The sequence below is a fragment of the Nocardia sp. NPDC046473 genome, from assembly GCF_040645995.1.
Lineage (GTDB): Bacteria > Actinomycetota > Actinomycetes > Mycobacteriales > Mycobacteriaceae > Nocardia.
Genome location: NZ_JBEYZJ010000008.1, coordinates 321,563 through 343,987, shown reverse-complemented (window position 1 = coordinate 343,987; position 22,425 = coordinate 321,563). Strand labels below are relative to the sequence as shown.

The following is a 22,425-nucleotide window of genomic DNA, read 5'->3' as shown; positions in this document are numbered from 1 at the left end:
CCACCCGTGCCACAGGAGGCCCGATGCCGTTCTGGTTGATAGCGATCACCTTCGCCGTATTCGTCTTCTACACCGACGATTACATGATCGCGGGTGTGCTACCCGAACTGGCCTCGGACCTCGGCGTCTCGGAATCCACCGCAGGACAACTTGTTACGGCTTACTCGCTGGTTCTGGTGATCGGCGCGCCACTGATCGCATTCGCCTCGGCCCGCCGCACCAGGCTCGGCGTCTTCGTCGGCGCCTCGATCGTCTTCACCGTCGCGAATCTGCTGGCCGCCATGGTCGATTCGTTCTGGCAGCTGATGGTGCTGCGGGTGCTGGCCGCCGGTGCGGCCGCCGCCTGCCTGCCCGCGATGTTCGCGCTCGCCCCAACGCTGGCGCCGCCGGAGAAGCGCAGCGCTTATATCGGGATCGTGTCCACCGGCATCGTCGGCGCATTGGCGATCGGGGTCCCGTTCGGCACGCTGTGGGCGAGCCTTTTCAGCTGGCGTGGCAACTTCGTCGTCTTCGCCGGTCTGTGTGTGCTGTCGATGGTGCTGCTGTTCGGTGTCCGCGAGCAGCTGCGCAAGCCCGGCGAATTGGTTTCGGCTCGAACACATTTCACGGCGCTGTCCAGCAGGCCGGTGGTCACCGTGCTGCTCGGCAACACCATCCTGCTCGGCGGTGCGCTCATGATGTTCACCTATTTCGGTCCGTTCGCGGCCGACTTCTCGAATTCGTCACTGCGGCAACGTGGTCTGCTGTTCGCGGTGGCCGGTGTCGCGGGACTGATCGGTTCGATCGCCGGTGGCATCTACGTGGACAAGAAGGGCGCGTCGGCCGCGCTGCGCATCGGCTTCGCGTTGTTTCTCGGCACCATGGTCGTTTTCGCGATCCTGACCGTCTTCGCCCCGATCCCCTTGGCGGTGCTGGTGGCCCTGACGCTGGTGTGGTCGTTGTCCCTCTACTGGAACGCACCCGCCATGCAGACCATGCTGCTCGACTCGGCACCCGATTCGGCAACGCAGGTATTGGCGCTCAATTCCTCGTCCACCTATCTCGGGGTCACCCTCGGCAGCATCGCCGGCGGCATCACCCTGGCGTTGTTCAGTCCCTTCGCGCTCCCGATCGCCGCCGCGGCGCTCAGCGCGGTCGCCCTCCTCGTCATCGAGGGACTCGGCCGCCGCACCGCGGCATCGGAGCGGCTCAAGCACGACTCGGCAGAAAGGACCACCTGATGTCCGGCGCATACCCACCGGCTCCCCGACTACCGCGGCTACTACAGACCGTGCTACACACCAAGCGGCACGCCCAGTTCCTCAGCGCCCAAGCCCGCCGCCTCGGCGATGTCTTCACCGTGCGACTGTTGCCGCCGTATCCGGCACGCATCGTGGTGTTCTCCCGGCCCGAGCACATCAAGGAGATCTTCACCGCCGATCCGGCGGATCTGCATGCGGGCGAGGCCTATCGCGAGCTCGCGATGATCATGGGCGAACATTCGGTGCTGCTGACCGACGGCAGCCAGCACGCCCGCGCCCGCAGGCTGCTGATGCCCGCCTTCGCCGGTGCGGCCCTCAATGGCTATCGCGCGCTGGTCGAGGACATTGCCAAGACTCAGGTGGAGCGCTGGCATGCCGGTGCGACGGAACACATGCTGCGCCGGATGGAGGACCTGACGCTCGACGTCATCACGCAAGTGGTCTTCGGCGTCGCCGACGAGCGCCGCAGGGCCGAGCTGACCCCGCAACTGCGTCGCATCACCGATATCAGCCCGGTGGTGCTGCTCGGCTGGAAATGGCCGTGGCTGCGGGAATTCGGGCCGTGGCAGCGATTCAGCAAGACCCGCACCGATATCGACGAACTACTCTACGCCGAAATCACCAGGCGCCGTGACCATCCGGAGATCGATCAGCAGGCCGATGTGCTGTCCCGGCTGCTCGCGGTCGGCGCGGGCGACGATCCCGGCACAGAACCGCTCAGCGATGCGGAACTGCGCGATCAGCTCGTCACGCTGCTGCTCGCCGGACACGAGACCACCGCGTCGGCGCTGTCGTGGGCGCTGCACGAATTGGCCGCCGCGCCGGAGGTTCAGGATCGGGCCAGGCAGGCGGCCCGCGACGGGGACGACAAATACCTGGAGGCGGTGGTGAAAGAGGCGCTGCGACACCGGATGGTGATCGGGCGGGTGCAGCGCCAGCTCACCAGGGACCTGACCATCGGCGGCATTCCGCTGCGGCGCGGCACCCGGGTGTCGACGTCGATCGTGCTCGCACACCAGAATCCGGCGAATCATCCAGCGCCGGAACAGTTCCGGCCCGACCGGTTCCTCGACGGCGGCGTCGCGCCGAACACCTGGCTGCCGTTCGGCGGTGGTGTCCGCCGCTGCATCGGCGCGGGCTTCTCGCTGATGGAAGGGGCAGTCGTGCTACGCGAGGTACTGACACGCTATCGACTCACATTGCCGGGCGCACCTGAGCGCGGACGAGTCCGCAACATCACCAACGTGCCCGCCCGCGGCGCACGCATCGTCATCACCCCGCTGAGCAACTAAACCCACCACCGCGCACAAAACAGCCCACCGCGCACAAAACAGCCCACCGCGCACAAAACAGCGGACCAATCCACACGCAACAAGCAAAATCCCGCGCGCCAAGCAAAACCCTGCGCGGCAAGCAAAACCCTCCGCGGCAGGCAAACCCTGCGCGGCAAGCAAACCCATGCGCCGCCACCGCACTGAACAACTAAACCCACCGCCGCGCACGAAACAGCCCACCGCGCACGAAACAGCGGACCAATCCATACGCAACAAGCAAAATCCCGCGCGGCAAGCAAAATCCCGCGCGGCAAGCGAACCCGTGCGCGGCAAGCGAACCCGTGCGCCGCCACCGCGCTGAACAACTGAAGCGGCTGCCGCGCAGGAAATCGCCCGCCGCGCACGGGTCAGGGGGCAAAATCCTGCGCGTCGGGCTAATTCCTGCGCGTTGGGCTAATTCGTGCGCGGCGGGCGGACTCGTGCGCGGGAGTCCGGACCTGAGCGGGACGGGGGCACGTGGGTGCGGTCAGAATGGCAGCACGGGAACCGCGTCGAGCAGGGCCTGCGTGTATGGGTGCTCGGGGTGGTCGAGCACCGTTTCGGCGGGGCCGCGTTCGACGATTGCTCCGTCCTTCATGACCAGGAGTTGATCGCACAGCTGTTGGACGACTCCGACGTCATGTGACACCAGGATCAGCGACAGCCCGAACTTCTGCACCAGATCGCGTAGCAGCTCGATGATTTGGGCTCGGGTCGACGCGTCCAGGGCGGAGAACGGTTCGTCACCGACGAGCACCTTCGGATTCGGCGCCAGCGCACGCGCGATCGCGATGCGCTGCCGCTGTCCGCCGGAGAATTCGTGTGGATACCGCACCGCCGCATCGGGTTCCAGACCGACCGCGACCAGCAGCTCGGCCACCCGGTAATCGTGATCGCCCGGAATCCGCAGGCACTCCAGCGGTTCGGCGATCGAATCACCGACGATCATCCGCGGATCCAGCGAGCTCAGCGGATCCTGCAGCACCACTTGGACTTCCCTGCGGAACCAGGCGAGATCACGACCCGTCACGGGCCTGCCCTGATAGTGGACCTCACCCCGATCGGGTCGGTCGAGGGCAAGCAGCAACCGCAGCAAAGTCGACTTGCCGGAACCGGATTCGCCGACGATGCCCAGATGGCTGCCTTCGGTGAGTGACAGACTGACCTCGCGCACCGCATGCCGCTGCGGTGGGCGATGCAGCAGGCTGGTGCGCGGCAACCGGAACGACCGGCTCAAACCCTTTGCCTCGAGCAGGATCACGACACCACCTCCGGCGAACCACTCTCGACACGGGCCGCCCGCCGGAACGACGTAGCCCGCGCCAACTCCAACAGCGTACGCAGGTACGGATCTTTCGACCCGTGCAGGATCTCGGCCAGCTCACCGTCCGCCAGCACCTGGCCCTTCCCCAGCACCAGGACGCGCTGCGTCACCTGGGCGAGCACCGCGAGATCGTGCGTGACGAACAGCAGCGCGGAACCCTCCTCGTCCACCAAATCTTTGAGCAGCGCAAGGATTTCGGCCTGCACCGTGACATCGAGGGCCGTCGTCGGCTCGTCGGCGATCAACAGCGCGGGCCGCGCGGCAAGGGCCATCGCGATGCCGACCCGCTGGCGCTGTCCACCGGAGAGTTGATGGGGAAAAGCGCGCACGGTATTCGCCGGGTCCGGCAGCCCGACCCGCTCCGCCAGTTCGGTCGCTGCGGCATGTGCCTGCCGCCTGCCCATCCCCTGATGCAGCCGCAATGGTTCGGCGATCTGCTTGCCCACTCGCATCAGCGGATTCAAAGCCGACAGCGGTTCCTGGAACACCATGGCCATCCGGCTGCCGCGGATCTTCGACAGTGCGCGGTCGCTGCGGCCGATCAGCTCGACGCCGTCGAGCTCGATGCTGCCGCGCACCTGCGCCTCCTCGGGCAGCAGGCCCATAATCGCCAGTGCGAGTAGGGATTTGCCGGAGCCGGAGACGCCGATCAGGCCGAGCCGGGCGCCGGCCTCGATGCCGAAGTCGACCTTGTCCAGCAGGACCCGGTCCCCGATCTCGACCGTCAGGTCGGTCACCTGCAGCAGTGTCATTGCGTCGGCACTCCTTTGCGCAGGCGCGGATCGGTGACGTTGCGCAGGGCGTCGCCGAGCAGATTGAAGCCGAGCACGGTGAGGGCCACCGCCAAGCCCGGCCACACCACCAGCAGCGGCCGCACCTTGATGTAGTCCTGTTGTGCGCGCAAGATGCCGCCCCAGGACGGCGCGGACGGCGAACTGCCATACCCGAGGTAGGTCAGCGCCGCTTCGGCGAGCACAGCCAGGGCCATCACCCAGGACAACTGCACGATCAGCGTCGGCGCGATAGCGGGCAGCAGGTGTTTGCGCACGATCCGTGCGGTGGACGCACCGGCCGCCCGCGCCGCGAGGACGAAATCGCTGGTCAGTACCCGCGCCACCTCGCCGCGCGCGACGCGTGCCACGGCGACGCCCGAGCTGATGCCGATGGCGACCGCCACCGTCAGCATCGATCCGCCGTAGACCGCGGCGAGCACCATCGCCAGCAGCAGCGCGGGGAACGCGATCATGATGTCGATCAGTTGCACCACCACCGAGCCGACCGCATGCGGTGTCAGTTGCGCGGCCAATGCCAGGATCAGGCCGAGCGTGCCCGCGATCGCCGCGACCACCAGCGCCACTGCCAGGGTCTGCCACGCGCCTGCCAGCAATTGGCTGAAGACGTCGTGCCCGACTCGGTCGGTCCCGAGCAGATGGCCTGCGTTGAACGGCAGCAACCACGCCTGACTGGGGTTGGTGGCCTGCGGATCGTAGGGCGTCCACCAGAGCGACACCAGGCTGGCCAGCACCAGGGTGCCGACCACGGCCAGCCCGAAAACCCCGCTCGGCCGCCGGATCAGGGCGGCGAGCGCGACCTGTACCGCGCGGCGCCTGCGCAGCCATTTAGGCCGGTTGACGGCATTGATCACAGCGTGGCCTCCAGCCGCGGGTCGATGAGCCGGTGCACGATGTCGACGGCGAAGCCGATCGCCAGGACCGCGCTGACGATCAACAACACCTCGCCCTGGACCTTCACCAGGTCCCGGTTCGCCACATCGGACAGCAGCATGCTGCCCACGCCGGGCAGCGTGAACACCCGCTCGATCACCACCGCCCCGACGATCAGCACCGCGAACTGTAGCCCGAGGATCGAGACCACCGAGGGCGCGGCGTTACGAAAACCGTGCCGCACCAACGCTTGTGTGCGGGTCAGCCCCTTGGCCCGTGCGGTGCGCAGGTACTCCGAATACAGCACGCCTAGAATCGCCGAGCGCACGAAGCGGAACAGCACCGCGCCCTCGGAGATCCCTAGCGTCACGCAGGGCAGGATCAGACTGCGTATCGCGGCGCCGGGGTCCGCCCAGCGGTCGGCCGGAAAGCCCTGCGCCGGTAAGACTTTCAGCTCCACCGCGAACACCAGGATCAGCAGCATGGCCAGCCACAGGCCCGGGATCGCGATCCCGAGCTGGGACACCGCGTTGGCGGCCTCGCCGGTCCGGCTGCGATGCCGCACGGCGGCCCAGGTGCCGAGCGGTATCGCGAGCCCCAGTGCGATGAGCAGTGATCCGGCGATCAGCGGACCGGTCACCGCCAGCTTCTGCTCCAGTTCGGCGCCGACAGATGTGCCGTTCAGCTGGGAATGGCCGAAATCACCGTTGAAGACACCGCCGATCCAGGACAGGTACTGCGCGGGCAGCGACCGGTCCAGGCCGAGGTCGGCGCGGATCGCGGCGATCTGCGCCGGTGTCGCCTGCAGGCCGGCGACGGTGGCCGCGACATCGCCGGGCAGCAATCGCAGCATCCCGAAGATGAGCACGCTCGCCACCGCGAGCGACACCAGCAGCAGCCCGGCGCGCCGGATCAGATACCAGAGCAAAACACCTCCGTCACTTGGCGACCGCGAGCTTGGTCGCTGGGAACCGGTTGTTGGTCTCGTGCTGCGGTACCCCGTACATACCCTTGCGGACCACCGTATTCAGTTCGACCAGGAACAACCAGTCGCAGGGTGCGTCCTCGGAGATCTGCCTGGTCATCTTCTTCAGCAGATCGTTGCGGGCGTCCTCGGTGTCCGCGGTGAGCGCGTCCCGATACCACTGCTGCACCTGCTTGCTGTCGTAGCCGAAGTAGTAGTCGGCGCGGGCGTAGATGTTCACGTCGTGCGCTTCGGCGTGATTGACCACACTGAGCTCGTAATCGTGGTTCTTGTACACCTTCGACAACCAGGTCTGGAATTCCACCGCGCGCACGTTGAGCGTGATGCCGACGTCCTTGAGGTTGGAGACGAGGATATCGCTGAGCGCGGTGACGTAGTGGTTCGGGAACTCCAGCGTCAACTGCAGACCGTTGCCGTAACCCGCGGCCGCGAGCAGTTTCTTCGCGTTGTCCGGGTTGTACTGATCGATCGAGGTCAGGTCCTCATACCAGGGATCCTGGGGCGGGACCGGCCCGCCGATCTGGATGCCCGCGCCGATCGCCTTGATGATGGCCTTCTTGTCGAGCGCCTGCCGAATGGCGTGGCGCACATCCGGATTCGCGAAGATGGGGTTGGCCTCGTTGAATGCGAGGGTGTATTCGTCGGTGCTGTTGCCGCGCAGGATGTCGAACTTGTCGTTGCCGGTGAACGCTTGCAGCAGCGTCGGATCGGTCGCGGTCTGAATATCGGTCTGCCCGGTCAGTTCGGCGTTGTTCGCGGTGTTGGGGTCGATGATGTAGTGGAACACCACCTTTGCCACCTTGGGCGCGGGCCCCCAGTAGCCGTCCACCCTGGACAGCGTGAGGGTGGAGCCACGGTTCCACTGCGTCACCTTGAACGGGCCCGATCCGTTGTCCGCGCCGTCGAGGGCGGTAAAGTCGGTGCCGGTCTTGTAGACGATGCCGCCGCGCTGGGTCAGGTTCCACAGCAGGGTGGTGTCACGCTGCTTCAGCTTGATCGTCACGGTGGTCGGATCCGACGCCGAGACGTCGGCCACGGAGGTGAAGTCCTGGGCGCGCAACGACTTCGAGCCGGGCGCGATCACCTGCTGCAGCGACCACACGACATCGGCCGACGTCAGCGGCGCACCATCATGGAACTTCGCGTTCGAGACCAGGTGGAAGGTGTAGGTCAGGCCGTCGGGCGCCTGGTCCCACGATGTCGCCAGCGCGGGCACGACCTTGTCCTTGGCGTTGCCGTCGACCGTGACCAGGCCCTGGTAGACGTTGTCGAGCAAAGCCTGGTCGAGCGCGACGCCCGCCGTGGTGAAGGTGTTCAGGCTGACCGGTTCCAGCGCGAATCGGACGTTCGCGGTGGCGTTCAGGTTCAGCTGATCGTCCGGCGGCGTCGCGGACTGGGTCGCCTTGCTCGCGTCCGATCCCACCTCACCGCCGGTCCCGCACGCCGCACTCCACAGGGCGACCGCGAGAGTCAGCGCCATCACCGCAATCGGACGACCGCGCCTCACACCGAGCTCCGCACGGTGCGAACGATATTACGAGCCTGCAATTTAGTTCTCCTGACCTCGGTTAGAGGCTGAACGAGCGAGACGTACATCCTACGATGACGCTGTTCAGCGAATCTGCTTCTGCGGCATACCCTCGCGGAACGCCGCGTGTCCCGGCGGCGGGGTCGGCGCACCGAACGGGTTCAGCCAGACACGCAGTAGTTCGCGGGCGACCTGATCGGCATCGACGAACGCGGTGCGCGCGTGCACGATGACGTTGTTGTTGAGGAATTGGATGTCACCGGGATTGATCCGCATGGTGACCTTGTGCTCGGGTCGGGCCGCGATCGCCTCGAAGGTCTGTAGCGCAAGCCGTTCCACCGCGGACAGGTCGAGGCCGAATCGTTCGGTCGCCGACTCGATGAAATGCCGGACGTAATAGCGGCAGGTGAGTCGGCCCTCGTGCCAGGCGTAGACGGAATTGCGGTAATAAGGCCGCTCACCATCGAGTTGTTCGTCGCGTCGGTCGTAGTAGAAACCGGCGTAGTACAGGCCGAGCAGTTCCCGGTGATTGCGGAGCAGTTCGTTGTGGATGGTCACCGAACTGGCGAGGCTGCTGTAGCCGCCCTCGCCCGCCGAACGCAGGCAGAGCAGGCCGACGATATCCGAACTGTCGGTATGAAAAGGGAGCGCCTCGTTGGTCTGGTAACCGCGAGTGGCTGCGTTCAACAGCCCGCCGTTGCCGTAGTTCTTGACCGGAACCATGATTTCGCCGCGACCGTTCTGCGTTACCGCGGGACCGAGGTGGGCGCACAGGCCCCAGTACATGAGTTCGATGTCGGAGCGGGAAATGTCGGCCGAGATGGGGAAGCCGCTGAGGACGGCGAAACCGCGGCCGTCGACGAGCGCAGTGGATACGGATTCGAGCTTCCTGGCGAGATTGTCGAGCGGGAAGTCCTCGCGGGTGATGTCGCCGAGTTCCTTGCCCGTCTGCCTGCTGTGCTGCAATGCCGTGAACAACTCGCCGATATCGTCCGGAGTCAGTGGCGTCGTCCACTGGGCCGGGTCGGTGAAGTCGCTGCTCCGCCATGCGGCCGGGCCGGTGAGCGTTTCGGTGCAGACGGGCGACGATACGTTAGCCATTTCGTTCGATCAGTCCTATCACGAGCGTAGGTACGTTACCAATGGACGCCTATCGATACCGGCCGGAATAGTCATGTCCGCCCCGCGGCCGTGCGCACAGGTGACCAGCAGTTCGAGCGCGAGATCGCGCTGCACCATGCTGCCGCCCATGCCGACCACCGCGGGCAGCACGGAAATCAGTTGCCGCACTGCTTGTTCCGGGTTCGATTGGCAGTAATACAGGAAGCTTTCGGCGACGCCGACCGCGGTGCGCCGGGCGCCGGTCAGGTGCTCCGCCAGATCGGTTGCGTCCGCGCCTATTTCGGTCGCGACCTGCTTGGCCAGTGCGTGTCGATCGGCACCGATGATGGCCAGCAGGACGTGTAGGTCGATGAAGGCCGAGTTCGAGGCGTCGCGGATCTCCAGCGCCTTGTCGGCGACGGCGGTGAAGTCGTCCGGGCCCGCGATGCCCGCCAACCGCAACCGCCACAGCAGCGAGACCGCGTCGCTGAATTGCATTGCCGAGCACTCGGTTTCCAGCACCCTGGTGACCTCGTCGGTGAGTCCGGCCAGTGCGTCGTGGTCGGCTTCGGCCATCGAGTTCAGGGCGTGGTGCCAGCTCAGATGGGTACGCAGCAGGCAGCTTTCGGAGTTCCATCGGGCACGCGTCGAGGAAAGCAGTTCGGCGACGGCGGTGTTGTCTCGTGTCTCGAACAGCGCGTGCGCGCAGGCGTGGACGGCCCACGGGTTGTCGTCCGGGGCCAGGGCCAGCGCTCGGCTGCCCGCCGTGTAGGCCTTGGCGAATTCGTTGTTCTCGCCGTAGGCGAAAGCCTGCATCGCCAACAGGTACGGGTAGGTCTCGGTGGCGCCCTCGGTCAGCAGCGGGCTGGTGGACAGGCGCGACAGCAGGGTTTCCGTGGCACCGGTCAGGAAATCGACCTGATGCCCTGCGGCCAACGCCAATTCGTCTGTCGGGAACTGTTCGGAGATTTCCAGCAGGGTATCTCCAGCGGCACCGTAAGCACCGCGCATCAGGTGCCGGATCGCGTCGAGGTGAGCAGATTCCAGGACGGATACCGCGGTGGAATCGATATGCCGAAGCGCGTCGACGACCTCCGCGGGCGGCTTGACGCCACCCAGCAGATAGAGATAGGCGCGGAGTATGACGATGATGGGTTGATCGGAGTCGGCACGATCCAGCCCGTCCAGCGAAGTCACCATGGAGCGGTCGAATCTGAGTAGTCCGCTCAAGGATCCGGACACGGCCGCGGCTACTCGGTCGCTGTACGATGACACGGCTATTGCATTCATCTACACCTAACCTTCCGAGGCGGGAAGCCCACCGAGATACAGCTCGCGAATACCGGGTCGCGCGGTGCGCGCCCACGCCACCGCGCTCGCTACCTTGTCCATATCGATGTCGAAGTAGGGCTGCGACATATCCGTCAGCCCGAACGACGGCGGCACGAAGTCGACGTGGGCGAACAGTGTGTCGAATTCCGAGACCGCGGATTCCAGGCTGATTTTCTTGCGCCAGTAGGAGTCCATGATCTGATCGGACTTCTGGTAGAACGCGTCGATGAATCCGTCCAGCCCGGCGCCGGGGGCCACATCGATCCGCGGTAGCGGAGCGCTCGTGTTGCCCTGAGCCGCAGCGAGTTCGGTGATCTGACGCAGCCTTCTTTCGGTGCGCATGGTGCCGGTGACCTGGTTGACCTGCCACACCCGGAACCACGCGTTCCAGAGCCGGTAGTCGGTGAACGAGCGGAAGGCATTGCCGACGATGAAATCGTTTTCCTTGATCAGGCTGGACTGCATCTGCTCGATGTCGTCGAAGGTCTTGGGCGTGAAGCCGCCGCGGAACTGCTCGATCAGCCGCTCGGCCAGGCGATCCACCACGGCCGCGGTGTTCTGCATGCCGCGGGAGAACAGCGGATCGATGAATCCGGCGGCATTCGAGGTCAGGCACCAGCGATCGCCGACCGTCTGCGTGGCGGTGTATTGCAGCCGGCCCGCGCTCACCCATTCGCGGGTGTTTTCGGCGTGCTCGAACTGCTTGCCGATTTCCGGGTAGGTCGCCAGGAAGTCGGCGAACGCTTGCTCCGGGTTCGGCTTCGGCTTCTCGTCGCCGTCGTCGATCCGCCAGGTAATGCCCACGCTGCACAGCGGATTGGACGACTTCTTGTTGTTGTCGAAGGGAATGACCCACATCCAGCCGCCGTCGAAGACGTGATGCAGCGTTCCGGTGTGCCACTGCCGTGGCGCCTCGAGGGCGGTGATGTCGTCGAACGGGGTGACGCCGGTCATGTGGGTGAAGATGGACTTCGACATGGTCTGCAGGCCGTCGGTGGTCCGCAGTCCCAGCGTCGCCGCCACGGGTGAACCGCGGCCGCCCGCGTCGACCACGTATTCAGCCGTAATCTGTGTTCCCTCATCGCCTTCGAAGAACACGCCCTGCTCGGTGATGTCGAGGCGGCGGGTACCGACGCCCTCCAGCAGGACCGAGCCGTTGTCGCGGGCGCGCAGCGCGAGCCACTGATCGACATCGGCCCGGAACAGGTGCGATTCGGTTTCCACGATTTCGGACAGCGGAAACTGGTGTGCCCGGTCGGCGATGCCGCCCGGCTCGTGATAAATGAAGCCGAAGTTGTCTTTCATGCCGCAGGTGCCGACCGAACCGATGAGATTGTCGAACGACGAGAGCACGGCCAATTCCGGTGCACCGTATTTGATGCTCATCAGTTTATAGAGCTTCGAGGTGTTCGGAATGGTCGATTCACCGATCGCAAATCGTGGATGCGTTTTCGGGTCGACCATGCAGGTTTTCAATCCGGACGCCTGCAGACACAATGCGAGCGAGCTGCCGGATAGTCCGGAGCCCAATATCAGCACATCGAACTCATCGCTCGCCACTACTCCCCCTCGACCGAGCCCCGACGCAGCGGAGTCTGCTGATGGTATTGCATGAGCCAGCGATTGTCGCGCCGGGTATACACTGTCGAAATTGCGGCGTAAATTCCGTCGAGACCCACACGCTTCTGATACATCTCGTAAAAGACGATATGCGCATCGGGGCCCAATGCGCGCTCGTGGAATTCGAGTATCTGATACGTCTCGATCGGCGGCGCGCCCGCGACCGCGTTCAGCGCGATCTGCTTCGACAGCGAGGCATGCGGGGACGGCACCGCCAGCACCGCATCGTCGGCGAGCACGTCATCGTAGAATTCCGCGCCGGAACCGGCACTCAGCGCTCGCCATTGCAGGAATTCGATTTCGGCCGGACTCGGATCTGTCGAAATCCCGTCAACCGTGTCAGTGGCGTTTGTTTCCGCTTGTGTGACCATGAGTACCCGTCCAATTCCCACGAGGAGACTGCCGGGCCGCCAGGACCCTCCTCTGGGCCGCCGAAAGTTTATGTTCCGTTTAGAACAGTAGCACGGTTCGCGCACCGCCTGCAACAGTTCAGAGTTTGTATAGCAGGCCAAATGATGATTCATCAACAAACTAATCAAGATTCGCTCAACAGCTGCGTTGACAGCGGCGTTCGGGTACGGTCGAAGTGGTTCACGCGCACCCCCGTAGCAGTCGCCGAAGCGCGTTCGAAAGAATAGGGAGGGAGAATCGAGAAATGCTTGTTCATCACGATCCGGAAGCCATGTCCAGCATATCGCAGAAGCTGCGTATGAGCGGCCGAGAGGTGGCCCTCGTCCCAACAATGGGAGCCTTACACGACGGCCATCTGGCTTTGGTCGAACAGGCCAAGGAAACCGAATCCGAAGTCATTGTTTCGATTTTTGTCAACCCATTACAATTCGGGGCGGGCGAGGATCTGGATCGCTATCCACGAACCCTCGATGCCGATCTCGACCTGCTCCGCGGCGTCGGTGTCGACTCGGTGTTCGCCCCGTCGCCCGCCGGCATGTATCCGGTCGGCCCGCGAACGACCGTGTACCCGGGCCCGCTCGGTTTCGAACTCTGCGGCGCGACGCGCCCGGTGCTCTTCGGCGGAATGCTCACCGTGGTGGCGAAGCTCTTCCAGATCACCAGGCCGACCGTCGCGTTCTTCGGCGAAAAGGACTACCAACAGCTGGTTTTGATCGAACAGATGGTCCGGGACCTGAACTTCGACATCCGGATCGTCGGCGTCCCGACCGTTCGCGAACCGGACGGGCTGGCGCTGTCCTCGCGCAACCGATTCCTGGAACCGGACGAGCGGATATCGGCCGTGGCGCTGCCGACCGCGTTGCAGGCGGGCGCCCGGTCCGGCAAGGCAGGCGCCGAGGCGGTACTCCGCGCCGCACGCGAGATCCTCGATGCCCACGATGAAATTCGGGTCGAATACCTCGAATTGCGCGACCCCGATCTCGGACCCACGCCCGCATCGGGCCCCGCCCGGCTCTTGGTCGCGGCACACATCGGCCGCACCCGGCTGATCGACAACATATCGTTGACCCTGAACTGACGTTCATCAGACGCGAAACGGAAACACCATGAGCACCTGTATGTTTCTCCTCGACGGACAGCACGAACGATTCGTCGTCATCGAGTCCAGAGACGGCTCGATCTATCGGCCGCACGGTTACGAGGCCGCCCGGAAACTCGGGCTGGCGCATCGCTATTCCTACGGCACTCAATGGCTCGACAATCCGGAACTCCGTGACCAGGTGTGGACGATCCAGGCCACGACCAACCCCGCGCTGGCCGATGTCGTCAGCGGACTCGATATCGATGGTGGCACGTGGCTCGCATTCCACCGCGGCACCGGCGTGTACAGCCGGATTTTCACCGAAGAACCCACTGCGGCCGAATTCACCGCGCCGAGCGGTCTGCCGATTGACTGTGCCACCGCCGAATCGGCGCGCGACGCCGTCGAACTGCTCGAGACCCGCCTGCTGCCCGCGCTCGGCGATTCGGTGCGACTGCCCGGATTTCACCTGCTGATCGCCGATCCGCACGACGCGTTCGTGGTCGCGTTCGACGGCTACGATTCCGTGACCACTGCCGCCTTGGCCGACGGCCGCCCGCATGTGCTGACCGCCAGTGACCCGACGGCCGACGATCAATTCAGTAAGCGCATCCAGAATCAGGCGGAGAAGGCCCCAGCGCCCACCGAGAAATTGACCTCGTGGGCTCCGTGGCTGTCGGCGTACACCAGCGCCGATGCCGATGCCCCGGACTACTCGGACGAAAGCTGGCTCGCCAACACCTATTCGGCGATCCGGCCTCCGTACCGCGATACCCCCGACACGGACAGATACAGGAATGTCGCACTTTTTCCAGTGACCGACCCGAGCCAGGCGGCCTGGACGAAGGGTGTTTCGATATACGCTGCCGGAACGATGGGGGCGGAGTTGTTCGCGTACAACGAGCGGCAATTGTTCGACTATCAACCGCTGCCGACCGAGGTGCGGCACATGGGCTTCCCGACGACGCCGGACGATTTCTTCGTCGTGATCGCGACCGAGAATTCCTGAACTGAGATGGCTGGGGTGGGTATGACAGAAACGATAGGCGTTCCGGACGTGCGGGTCGGCCATTGGACCGACCCGCTTGGCGAAACCGGCTGTACGGTCATCATTTTCCCGGCAGGCACGGTCGCGTCCTGTGAGGTGCGCGGCGGTGCGCCGGCCAGCCGCGAACTGGACGCGCTGGCCCCGGATAAAACCGTGCCCTGCATCGACGCGGTCGTCCTCACCGGTGGCTCGGCGTTCGGTCTCGCCGCCGCCGACGGCGTCATGCGCTACCTCGAGGAGACCGGCCGCGGCGTGCCCACCCCCGGCGGCAACGTGCCGATCGTGCCCGCGCTGGCCCTGTTCGATCTGAGCGCGGGCGATCCGAAAGCCCGGCCGACCGCCGAGCGCGGCTATGCCGCGGCCCGCGCCGCCGCCGGGGAGCAGCTGCTCGCCGGACGCGTCGGGGCGGGCACCGGCGCGTACACCGGACACTGGCGCGGACCCGCCGCGCGCAGGCCCGGCGGCCTCGCCTACATCGAACGGCGTTGGCACGAGCTCGTTGTCGGCGCGCTGTGCGTGGTCAACGCGTTCGGCGACATCGACGACGGCACCACCGAGATCGTCCTCGACTCGGTCACCCAGCTGGACCTGGTCAACACCTCGGCGCGGATGCACACCACGATCGGCACGGTGATCACCAACGCCCGGCTGGACAAGGTCGGCTGCCACATCGTCGCGCAGGGCGCGCACGACGGCCTGTCGCGCGCCCTCACGCCGCCGCACGGCCGTTTCGACGGCGACGGATTCATCACCGCGGCAACGGGATCCGTCGAGGCCGACGTCGACCTGGTGCGGCTGATGGCGCTCGCGGCGGTGACCGAGGCCATCCGCTCGGTCGCGGCGGCGCCCCGGTAGCGATCGCGCCGATCGGCTACCAGGCGCCATCGTCGAACTCCGCCCGGACGGCGACCACCGCGGCCTCGATCCGGCTGGCCACCTTCAATTTCGCGAGAATGCGACTGACGTACTCCTTCACCGTCTCCGGGCTGATGAACAACCGGGAGCCGACCTCCCGGTTGGACAGTCCGTCGACGACCAGCCGCAGGATCTCCCGTTCCCGCTTGGTCAGCGTCGAAAGCCGCTGCCGCACCTCATAATCCATCGTCACCCCGGCGTGCACCCGGCCCGCGCGCGGTGCCATCGCCAGCACCGCGCCCGAGGCGAGCACCTCGAGCACCTCCAGCACCGCGACCACGCCGCGGTCCATCGCCACCACCGCGTCGACCCGATCGATATCCGCCTTGGCGGCACCGTCTTCCACCAGCAGCGTGATCATCGGCGCGTGCTCGACCGCGCGCAGCCGGGCCACCGTCTCGGCCAGCCCGGCCAGTCGCGTCACCGAGGCGTCGAGGACCACCACGTCGGGATGCCAGCGCACCGTCCGATCCACCACCTCGCGCCAGGTACAGGTACCCGCGAGCGCGAAACTGCCCGAGGCCGCCACCGCGTCCTCGAAATCCGTTCGGGCGAAAGGCAAGTCAGAGGCGACGAGCAGGGTCCTCGGCTGGACCACACCGACAGTGCGCAACCCGACCCGACGGCGACGGCCGTTGTGCAGCTGGTTTACCTGATCCGATCCGAACCCGACTGTCATGGCGGACCATCGGCCACATCGACGCGCGAACGTCCGAGCACCTTCTCGCGCGTACGGGGTTCTTCGCCCTCGGACGGCCCGGCTTCGTCGACCTCGGGCGCCCGTTCCTCACCGGAGGGACCGAAGACGATGCCGTTCTTCCAGCCGCTGCGTTCGAACAGCCGCATCACCGGTGTGGCCACGAACGTCGTGACGATCGCCATCAACGCGAGGATCGTGTAGAGCTGGCCGGTGATCAGCCCCGCCGTGAGGCCGATGTTGAGCAGAATCAGCTCCATCAATCCGCGTGCGTTGGCGAGTGAGCCCATCGCGCCCGCTTCACGCCAGCTCATCCCCTGCCAGCGCGCCGCAAGTCCGATGGCACCGAACTTGCCCGCGAAGGACACGACCATCACGACGGCCGCGACCGCCAGTACCTTCGGCTCGAAGATCAGGCTGAGCTTGGTGTTGAGTCCGGAGTAGATGAAAAAGCCCGGCAGCAGCAGGTAGGCGACCAGGGGTTCGAATCGATCACGGATGGTATCGAGGAACTGCCCGCGCGGCATCACGCAACCTGCCACGAAAGCCCCGAACACCGAATAGATCCCGACGTAGTCGGTGAACCAGCTGCCGAGCAGCACCACGAGCAGCACGATCACCAGCGGCGTCACCGGCAGACCACCGGTGCGCTCGCCGTCACCGTCGCGCGGTTTCCAGGTATTCAGTCGCACCAGGAAGCGCCGCGCGATAACGGTCATGAAGAGCAGATAGCCCAGGCCGCCACCGATCGCGAGGAACGCACCGGACATGCTGTCCTTGGTGGTGGCCACGACCGTCGCGAGCAGCACCCAGGCGCAGGCATCGTCGAAGGCCGCACACGATAGCGACATGGTGCCGAGCCGAGTGTTCAACAACCCCGAAGCGTGAATGATCCAGGCCAGCATCGGGAATGCGGTGATCGCGACCGCGGAGGCGACGAACAACGCGCCCTGCACACTGCCGACTTTGTCGGTGAAGTAGTCGCCTTGGCCGACCATCCACCAGCCGACTATCCCACCCAGTAGCAAGGGAACGCCGATACCGGCAAACGAAGTGGCTCCGGCCTTGCCGAGGTGCGACCGGAGAATTTCCAGCTTGAACGAGGCTCCGACCAGGAACATGTACAGCACCAGGCCGAGCTGACCCACCACATAGATGGTGGTGAGATTCGGGTGGGTGATCGTCGCCGTGCCCACTGTGAGCGTTGTCGGAAAAAGCCACTCCTGCCCCGCAGGCCACACCGCACCCAACACCGATGGCCCCAAGACGAAGCCGGCGGCCATGATCGCCACCACCTGAACCTGCCCGAGCCGCCGGAACACCGGCCACAGCAGGCGACAAGTCACGAGAATGATCGCGACCTGCAAAAAGAAATGCGTTGCGACTTCGAGTAATGAGGGCATCGAAAACCTCTGATGTCAAAAGAGGTGTCCACCTTCGCCGTAGCGAAGGTGGACACCTCGGCTACTGGGTCGGCACGGGTAGAACTTGCACAGTGGACCTCGCCGTGGCTACCAGCTTGTTGTCCTCGGTGTAGGCGTCCGCGTCGATGTAGATGGCCGTTCGTCCGGCTTTACGCACGGTGGCGGTCAACCGCAGCCGCTGCCCCGGAAAGGTCTGCCGCATGAAATGCGTGGTCAGTTCCAGGGTGGTGGCCGGACCGCGGGCCGTGAGGTAGCTGAGCGGGCCGATGAGGTTGTCGAACATCGCGGAGATGAAGCCGCCCTGCACCAGGCCGACCGCATTCGCGTACTGCGGCGGCGCCGCCGCCGTCGCGGTCAACGACTTTCCCGGGACATACTCTTCGAACTGCATGTCCATGTCCTTCGCCGAGGGCGGCGGAAGCTGGAGGGTCACTCCGGGCGGGGTAAAGCTGCGAAAGAGCTCGATGGTGTATTCGAGGACCTTGTCGTGTCCGTGAATCGTGGCTTCATCGCTCATTTAGTGGCTCCTCCATTGCTGCGACTCTGTTCCGCGGCTGTCAGAAATGTTTCCAACATCGTGTTGAACCCCGGCGCATGCTGGACGGCATGCCCCGCTCCGGGCAAATGGGCCCGCTGCGCGTCGAGCCGCGCGGCGATGGCATCGCACACCCGCTCGAGCGCGGGGTGGTGATCTCCCGAGAACACCAGCGTCGGCACGCCGGCCTCGGTGATGGTTTCGAATCGAGGCTTGGCCTCGCGCGGCGAACGAAGCTTGCGCCCCATGTCCAAAGCCTCACGCACGTCGTCGCCCACGTCGGCGAGCATCTCCGGATCGACACCGGCTACCGCGAAGAATTTCTTCTCGGCCTCCGCGTCGTCGGTGCTCTCGGCGTATCGATCGGACAGTTCCGCCAGCTCACGCACGGATTCGTCCTCTTCGGCGGCGTTCCACAGCGGCGCCTCGATCAGCGTCAAAGACCGAACCAGGTGTGGCAGTCGCTCGGCCGCGATGATCGCGCCGAGGCCGCCGTAGGAGAAGCCGATGAGATGTACGCCGCCCGGTATTTCCTCGATGAGCGCCGTCAGATCATCGGCGTCGGCGAGGAAGTCCTGCCACGGCGCGGCGGGGCTCGGGGAGAAGCCGCGGCGGTTCGGCACGATCAGCGACCAATTCGCCTCGAGATCTCGCTGCGCCGCCCAGGTCATCGGCGCGGGCATCCCGCCGTGCACCAGCACGACGGGAGGTCCGGTACCCGATTTCCGAATGGCCAGCGGCTCCGTGGACGGCGAGCCGACCGGGTCGAAAGTTCCTTCTAAAGTCATAGCCTCTCGGTTCCTTCCAGAGTCATTGCTCTCTCCTCGGCCCGAACGATGGCTTCGTAACGCTCCGGCGTCAGCTCCTGGTAGGTGCGGTCCCCTGCATCGCGCACATAGATCGGCTCCCCTTCCCGCGGCGCGAAGCCCTCGCGCTGCAGCGCCAACTTGGACAGTTTCAGTGTCGCTGTTGTTTCCAACGTAGGCCGGACTCGAACGAAAACCGGTCGCGCGTAAGGCGGTAACGCCGCGTCCAGATGCGCGGCGAGTGCGTCGCCGTCGAATCGCGCGCCGTCGGCGAGCACCACGGCGGCCATGCCGGCCCGGCCTTCGCGGCCGGGAATCGGCACGCCGTACACGCTGGCCGAGGCGATGCCGGGCCACCGAACGAGCTGCTCCTGCACCTCGGTGGTGGACACATTCTCGCCCTTGTAGCGGAAGGTATCGCCCAGCCGATCCATGAAGAACAGATTCTTCTTGGCGTCCACGCGAAACACATCTCCAGTGTTGTACAGCGCGTCGCCGTCGCGGAAGGCGTTGGTGACGACCTTCGCGCGGGTGGCCCGTTCGTCCCGGTAGCCGCCGAACGGTGTCTTCTTCCGAATTGGCCCGAGCAGCACCCCGGTTTCGCCGGGCCCGCTCTCCACCAGCCGGCCGTTCTCGCGCACGAAATCGTCGCGCTCGAAGTCCCACTTCGCCAGCTTGCCGCCGAGGCGCAGCTTGCCGACCGAGCCGACCTCGCCGGACAGGTTGATGGTGGCGATATTGCCCTCGGTGGACGCATACATCTCGACGATCCGGGGTATCGCGAACCGCGCCTGCAGCGCCGTCCAGACATCGGCCTGCAGCCCCTGACCGACCATCACCCGCACCCGATGCCCGCGGTCGCGGTCGTCGGGCGGGGTGTTGACCAGGTATCGGCACATCTCGCCGATGTAGTTGCAGCCCGTCGCCTCGAAGCGGTGCATGTCGTGCCAGAACGTGCCTGCGGAGAACCGGCGGCCCAGCGCCAACGTCGCACCGTGTGCGAGCACGCTCGACAGGGCGATCACCAGCGCGTTGGTGTGGAACAGCGGCAGGCAGTTGTAGATGACGTCGGACGGTTCGAGCCGCCAGGCCAGCGCGCCGGTGACGCGCCCGACGGTGGTCAACCGCTGGTAGCTCATCACGGCGGCCTTGGGCAGCCCGGTGGTTCCGCTGGTGAAAATGTACGCACCCGTGTCGCCGAGGGTGTGCTCGGCGGTTTCGGGCGGATCGGTGGACGTCGGGCTCTGCACGAACCGCAGCAGACCCGCGGCATTACCGGCGGGCACCTTGCGGTCCTCGTCCACCCGGCACCGCTGCAGTAGTTCTTCCGGCACCCGGTCGCGCACGGCCAGGAACGCGGGCAGGCACTCCGACCCAACGGTCAGCTGGTTCGCCCCGCACACCGACAGGGCGTGCGCGAGCCCGTCACCACGGGCCCGCGTATTGACCAAAGCCGTGACGACACCGAGCTTTCCGGCTGCCAGATAGTGCCAGACGAACTCCGGCCGGTTCTCCATGAGCAGGGCGAGCACGTCGCCTTTGCGGACGCCCGCGCCCCGGTAGGCGTGGGCGATCCGGTTGACGATGCGATTGGCCTGCGCGTAGTCGAACTGTTGATCCTCATAGAGCAGGAACGGATGCTCCGCCTGCACCACGCTTCTGCGCTCGAGCTCGAGTGCCAGCGTTCGGTGGGACCCGGAGCCTTCGAGCAGGCCCCGGGCGAGGGTTCCGTACGACTGGATGCGGTGGATCAGCGACACGCTAAGCGCCCTCCGATAGTTTCGCCATACTCGACGGACTCGCTGCCGTCATAGCGGCAAAGTTCCTTTCTAGGCCTGCAGTGCTGCCTCGGCCCGCTGCGGCAGATCGATCCGCGCGGCGATCTCCTGCTCGAACGAGTCCGCCCAGGATTCCAACCGATCGACATTGCGCCGCATGTCCCGGAAGGTCTGCGCGGCGGTCTTGTCGGTGAGCAGATCCAGGTGCAGCTGCGCGCAGATCGGCACCTTGCTGTACTCGACGAACAGGTACTTGTCCGGCTGCGGGGCCTGTGCCGCGAAGGCCCGCAGGTTCGCCTGCATCCGCGACTGGATGCCGAAGAACCTCGACGCGATGGGATGGAACTCCTCGGCCGCGTCCGGACTGGTGAGCAAGCCGCGGAACAGCATCTGCGACGGCAGCGCCCAGTAGAACGAGGTATCCCACATGACCTTGGTGAACATGGCCGGTGCGTGTCCGAAGATCTGGTAGTTGTCGTGGTACATCTGCAGGTAGTTCGGCCACAGATCCTCGAGCAGCAGCCGGTTGTAGGACTGCGCGACGTCGGGGGTCAGGCGGCCCTTGCGGTCGAGTTCGATCATCCGCGTCGTCATGGTGTTCGTGTACGCGATGTAGTCCGAACCCGGGCTGTAGAAGGCGTCGAGGAAGACCGCCGCCTCGCCGACGCACGCCCACCGGTTGTGCGAGAAGGCTTGGGTAGAGCCGTAACTCGCGTTGCGCAGCGCCAGGAAGTCGAGCAGTTCGGCGTTCTCGGTGAACTTCGCCAGCGTCGGCTCGTGCTCGGCGATCCATTGCCGCGCTTTGGTTTCCGTCGAGTACGTCTTGAACGGGTGGATCCGCTCATCGGTCACGATGCCGATGCTGGTGTTCCCGGAGGACAGCGGAATCATCCACACCCAGTACCCGGTACCCATCAGGTGATTGGTCGAAAACCACCGGCGCTCTTGGGTCTTCGGCATCCAGGTCGGGCTGGTCGGCTGCGCCATCTTCTCCACGTCGTACTCGCCCTTGAGGCGCCACCAGGCCGCGTTGATCTTGTGCGGACTCGGCGTGCCGAGACCGAGCTTGCGCTGGATCAGCTTGCCGCGCCCCGAGGCGTCGGCGACGAAACGGGTGCGGACCGAGCGCTCGCCGACGCCGGCGATCTCGTAGGTGACGACATGATCGTCGTCGTCCTGCGCCAGCTCGATGTCGATGACCTTGGCCTGCTCGATCAGATCGATGCCGAGATCCTTGGCGCCGTGGCGCAGATCGCGCTCGAAGATGCCGCGGTCGATCTGATACGACGGCACCCTGGCGAATCGCCGCGCACCGATCTCGGGCCGCGCCTCGAACGGACCGTGCTGGTCGCCGAAGAACAGGCGCAGCCCGAGCTTGTGCAGATGCTGCTTGTTGAAATACCCGGTGAGGCCGAGCTGCTCGGTGAAGTAGTGCGCGCCGCCTTCGACGGTCGCCTCCCCCACCTTGTACGCGCCGTCCGGGATGTCGCCTCCGGTCCGTTCCAGCACCAGCACGGTGAGGTCCGGCATGCTCCGCTTGAGCTGGCGCGACAGGGTCAACCCCGCCAGGCCGCCGCCGCAGACCACCACGTCGTAACGTTCGATCGGTTTCATCGTTTCTC

20 protein-coding genes are annotated in these 22,425 nt (G+C 65.5%); 5 read left to right on the top strand and 15 right to left on the bottom strand.

The window, feature by feature from the left end; translation table 11 throughout:
• The first annotated feature begins 23 nt into the window (after positions 1-23).
• Together ABZ942_RS29250 and ABZ942_RS29245 are read left to right on the top strand one after the other, a co-directional pair.
• Positions 24-1,220, top strand: a complete 1,197-nt coding sequence (locus ABZ942_RS29250; RefSeq protein ID WP_357387486.1) for an MFS transporter — start codon at positions 24-26, stop codon at positions 1,218-1,220.
• A complete protein-coding gene (locus ABZ942_RS29245; protein ID WP_357387484.1) occupies positions 1,220-2,533 on the top strand; it encodes a cytochrome P450 in 1,314 nt (437 codons plus the stop codon). The genes ABZ942_RS29250 and ABZ942_RS29245 overlap by 1 nt, the downstream gene beginning before the upstream one ends.
• Positions 2,534-3,041: 508 nt before the next feature.
• Here ABZ942_RS29245 and ABZ942_RS29240 read toward each other — a convergent pair.
• From ABZ942_RS29240 to ABZ942_RS29200, 9 genes are all read right to left on the bottom strand, one after another.
• Complete coding sequence (locus tag ABZ942_RS29240; RefSeq protein WP_357387482.1) at positions 3,042-3,815, bottom strand: ATP-binding cassette domain-containing protein; 774 nt, start codon at positions 3,813-3,815, stop codon at positions 3,042-3,044.
• The gene (locus ABZ942_RS29235) at positions 3,812-4,630 is read right to left on the bottom strand and encodes an ABC transporter ATP-binding protein (RefSeq protein WP_357387480.1); all 819 of its coding nucleotides are present in this window, start codon (positions 4,628-4,630) and stop codon (positions 3,812-3,814) included. Before ABZ942_RS29235 ends, ABZ942_RS29240 begins: the two co-directional genes overlap by 4 nt.
• A complete protein-coding gene (locus ABZ942_RS29230) occupies positions 4,627-5,523 on the bottom strand; it encodes an ABC transporter permease (RefSeq protein ID WP_357387478.1) in 897 nt (298 codons plus the stop codon). The genes ABZ942_RS29235 and ABZ942_RS29230 overlap by 4 nt, the downstream gene beginning before the upstream one ends.
• Positions 5,520-6,470 (bottom strand): ABC transporter permease, encoded by a 951-nt coding sequence (locus tag ABZ942_RS29225; protein WP_357387476.1) that lies wholly within the window; start codon positions 6,468-6,470, stop codon positions 5,520-5,522. Before ABZ942_RS29225 ends, ABZ942_RS29230 begins: the two co-directional genes overlap by 4 nt.
• Before the next feature lie 10 nt (positions 6,471-6,480).
• On the bottom strand, positions 6,481-8,034 hold the full coding sequence (locus tag ABZ942_RS29220; protein WP_357387474.1) for an ABC transporter substrate-binding protein: 1,554 nt from the start codon (positions 8,032-8,034) through the stop codon (positions 6,481-6,483).
• Between the two features lie 105 nt (positions 8,035-8,139).
• On the bottom strand, positions 8,140-9,156 hold the full coding sequence (locus tag ABZ942_RS29215; protein WP_357387472.1) for a TauD/TfdA family dioxygenase: 1,017 nt from the start codon (positions 9,154-9,156) through the stop codon (positions 8,140-8,142).
• 18 nt (positions 9,157-9,174) lie between these two features.
• Positions 9,175-10,398 (bottom strand): hypothetical protein, encoded by a 1,224-nt coding sequence (locus ABZ942_RS29210; RefSeq protein ID WP_357387470.1) that lies wholly within the window; start codon positions 10,396-10,398, stop codon positions 9,175-9,177.
• A 54-nt stretch (positions 10,399-10,452) separates the two neighbouring features.
• On the bottom strand, positions 10,453-11,874 hold the full coding sequence (locus ABZ942_RS29205; RefSeq protein ID WP_357387468.1) for a tryptophan 7-halogenase: 1,422 nt from the start codon (positions 11,872-11,874) through the stop codon (positions 10,453-10,455).
• A 173-nt stretch (positions 11,875-12,047) separates the two neighbouring features.
• On the bottom strand, positions 12,048-12,479 hold the full coding sequence (locus ABZ942_RS29200) for a DUF4440 domain-containing protein (RefSeq protein ID WP_357387466.1): 432 nt from the start codon (positions 12,477-12,479) through the stop codon (positions 12,048-12,050).
• A gap of 284 nt (positions 12,480-12,763) precedes the next feature.
• On the opposite strand from ABZ942_RS29200, the gene panC reads away from it, so the two are divergent.
• Genes panC through ABZ942_RS29185 form a run of 3 tightly spaced genes read left to right on the top strand, consistent with a single transcriptional unit; the run spans position 12,764 to position 15,503 of the window.
• Positions 12,764-13,597 (top strand): pantoate--beta-alanine ligase, encoded by an 834-nt coding sequence (gene panC, locus ABZ942_RS29195; protein ID WP_357387464.1) that lies wholly within the window; start codon positions 12,764-12,766, stop codon positions 13,595-13,597.
• Positions 13,598-13,625: 28 nt separating this feature from the next.
• Positions 13,626-14,609: a hypothetical protein gene (locus ABZ942_RS29190; protein ID WP_357387462.1), complete on the top strand. Its 984-nt coding sequence runs from the start codon at positions 13,626-13,628 to the stop codon at positions 14,607-14,609.
• A 21-nt stretch (positions 14,610-14,630) separates the two neighbouring features.
• A complete protein-coding gene (locus ABZ942_RS29185) occupies positions 14,631-15,503 on the top strand; it encodes a P1 family peptidase (RefSeq protein ID WP_357387460.1) in 873 nt (290 codons plus the stop codon).
• A 16-nt stretch (positions 15,504-15,519) separates the two neighbouring features.
• On the opposite strand, the gene ABZ942_RS29180 is transcribed toward ABZ942_RS29185, so the two are convergent.
• The 6 genes from ABZ942_RS29180 to ABZ942_RS29155 form a co-directional block, all read right to left on the bottom strand.
• A complete protein-coding gene (locus tag ABZ942_RS29180) occupies positions 15,520-16,242 on the bottom strand; it encodes a response regulator transcription factor (protein ID WP_357387458.1) in 723 nt (240 codons plus the stop codon).
• The gene (locus ABZ942_RS29175) at positions 16,239-17,663 is read right to left on the bottom strand and encodes a cation:proton antiporter (protein ID WP_357387456.1); all 1,425 of its coding nucleotides are present in this window, start codon (positions 17,661-17,663) and stop codon (positions 16,239-16,241) included. The genes ABZ942_RS29180 and ABZ942_RS29175 overlap by 4 nt, the downstream gene beginning before the upstream one ends.
• A gap of 61 nt (positions 17,664-17,724) precedes the next feature.
• Positions 17,725-18,201, bottom strand: coding sequence for a PaaI family thioesterase (locus tag ABZ942_RS29170; protein WP_357387454.1), 477 nt, complete (start codon positions 18,199-18,201; stop codon positions 17,725-17,727).
• Positions 18,198-19,007, bottom strand: coding sequence for an alpha/beta fold hydrolase (locus tag ABZ942_RS29165; protein WP_357387452.1), 810 nt, complete (start codon positions 19,005-19,007; stop codon positions 18,198-18,200). The genes ABZ942_RS29170 and ABZ942_RS29165 overlap by 4 nt, the downstream gene beginning before the upstream one ends.
• Positions 19,004-20,785: a long-chain-acyl-CoA synthetase gene (locus tag ABZ942_RS29160; RefSeq protein ID WP_357387450.1), complete on the bottom strand. Its 1,782-nt coding sequence runs from the start codon at positions 20,783-20,785 to the stop codon at positions 19,004-19,006. Before ABZ942_RS29160 ends, ABZ942_RS29165 begins: the two co-directional genes overlap by 4 nt.
• 69 nt (positions 20,786-20,854) lie before the next feature.
• The gene (locus ABZ942_RS29155) at positions 20,855-22,417 is read right to left on the bottom strand and encodes an NAD(P)/FAD-dependent oxidoreductase (protein WP_357387448.1); all 1,563 of its coding nucleotides are present in this window, start codon (positions 22,415-22,417) and stop codon (positions 20,855-20,857) included.
• Between the last annotated feature and the right edge of the window lie 8 nt (positions 22,418-22,425).

Excerpts from the sequence above, each read along its gene's own strand:
- ABZ942_RS29215 (WP_357387472.1), bottom strand. The coding sequence starts at position 9,156 with ATGGCTAACGTATCGTCGCCCGTCTGCACCGAAACGCTCACCGGCCCG.
- ABZ942_RS29250 (WP_357387486.1), top strand. The coding sequence starts at position 24 with ATGCCGTTCTGGTTGATAGCGATCACCTTCGCCGTATTCGTCTTCTAC.
- ABZ942_RS29200 (WP_357387466.1), bottom strand. The coding sequence starts at position 12,479 with ATGGTCACACAAGCGGAAACAAACGCCACTGACACGGTTGACGGGATT.
- ABZ942_RS29185 (WP_357387460.1), top strand. The coding sequence starts at position 14,631 with ATGACAGAAACGATAGGCGTTCCGGACGTGCGGGTCGGCCATTGGACC.
- ABZ942_RS29190 (WP_357387462.1), top strand. The coding sequence starts at position 13,626 with ATGAGCACCTGTATGTTTCTCCTCGACGGACAGCACGAACGATTCGTC.
- ABZ942_RS29155 (WP_357387448.1), bottom strand. The coding sequence starts at position 22,417 with ATGAAACCGATCGAACGTTACGACGTGGTGGTCTGCGGCGGCGGCCTG.
- ABZ942_RS29175 (WP_357387456.1), bottom strand. The coding sequence starts at position 17,663 with ATGCCCTCATTACTCGAAGTCGCAACGCATTTCTTTTTGCAGGTCGCG.
- ABZ942_RS29165 (WP_357387452.1), bottom strand. The coding sequence starts at position 19,007 with ATGACTTTAGAAGGAACTTTCGACCCGGTCGGCTCGCCGTCCACGGAG.
- ABZ942_RS29180 (WP_357387458.1), bottom strand. The coding sequence starts at position 16,242 with ATGACAGTCGGGTTCGGATCGGATCAGGTAAACCAGCTGCACAACGGC.
- ABZ942_RS29235 (WP_357387480.1), bottom strand. The coding sequence starts at position 4,630 with ATGACACTGCTGCAGGTGACCGACCTGACGGTCGAGATCGGGGACCGG.
- ABZ942_RS29205 (WP_357387468.1), bottom strand. The coding sequence starts at position 11,874 with ATGAGCATCAAATACGGTGCACCGGAATTGGCCGTGCTCTCGTCGTTC.
- ABZ942_RS29170 (WP_357387454.1), bottom strand. The coding sequence starts at position 18,201 with ATGAGCGATGAAGCCACGATTCACGGACACGACAAGGTCCTCGAATAC.
- ABZ942_RS29245 (WP_357387484.1), top strand. The coding sequence starts at position 1,220 with ATGTCCGGCGCATACCCACCGGCTCCCCGACTACCGCGGCTACTACAG.
- panC (WP_357387464.1), top strand. The coding sequence starts at position 12,764 with ATGCTTGTTCATCACGATCCGGAAGCCATGTCCAGCATATCGCAGAAG.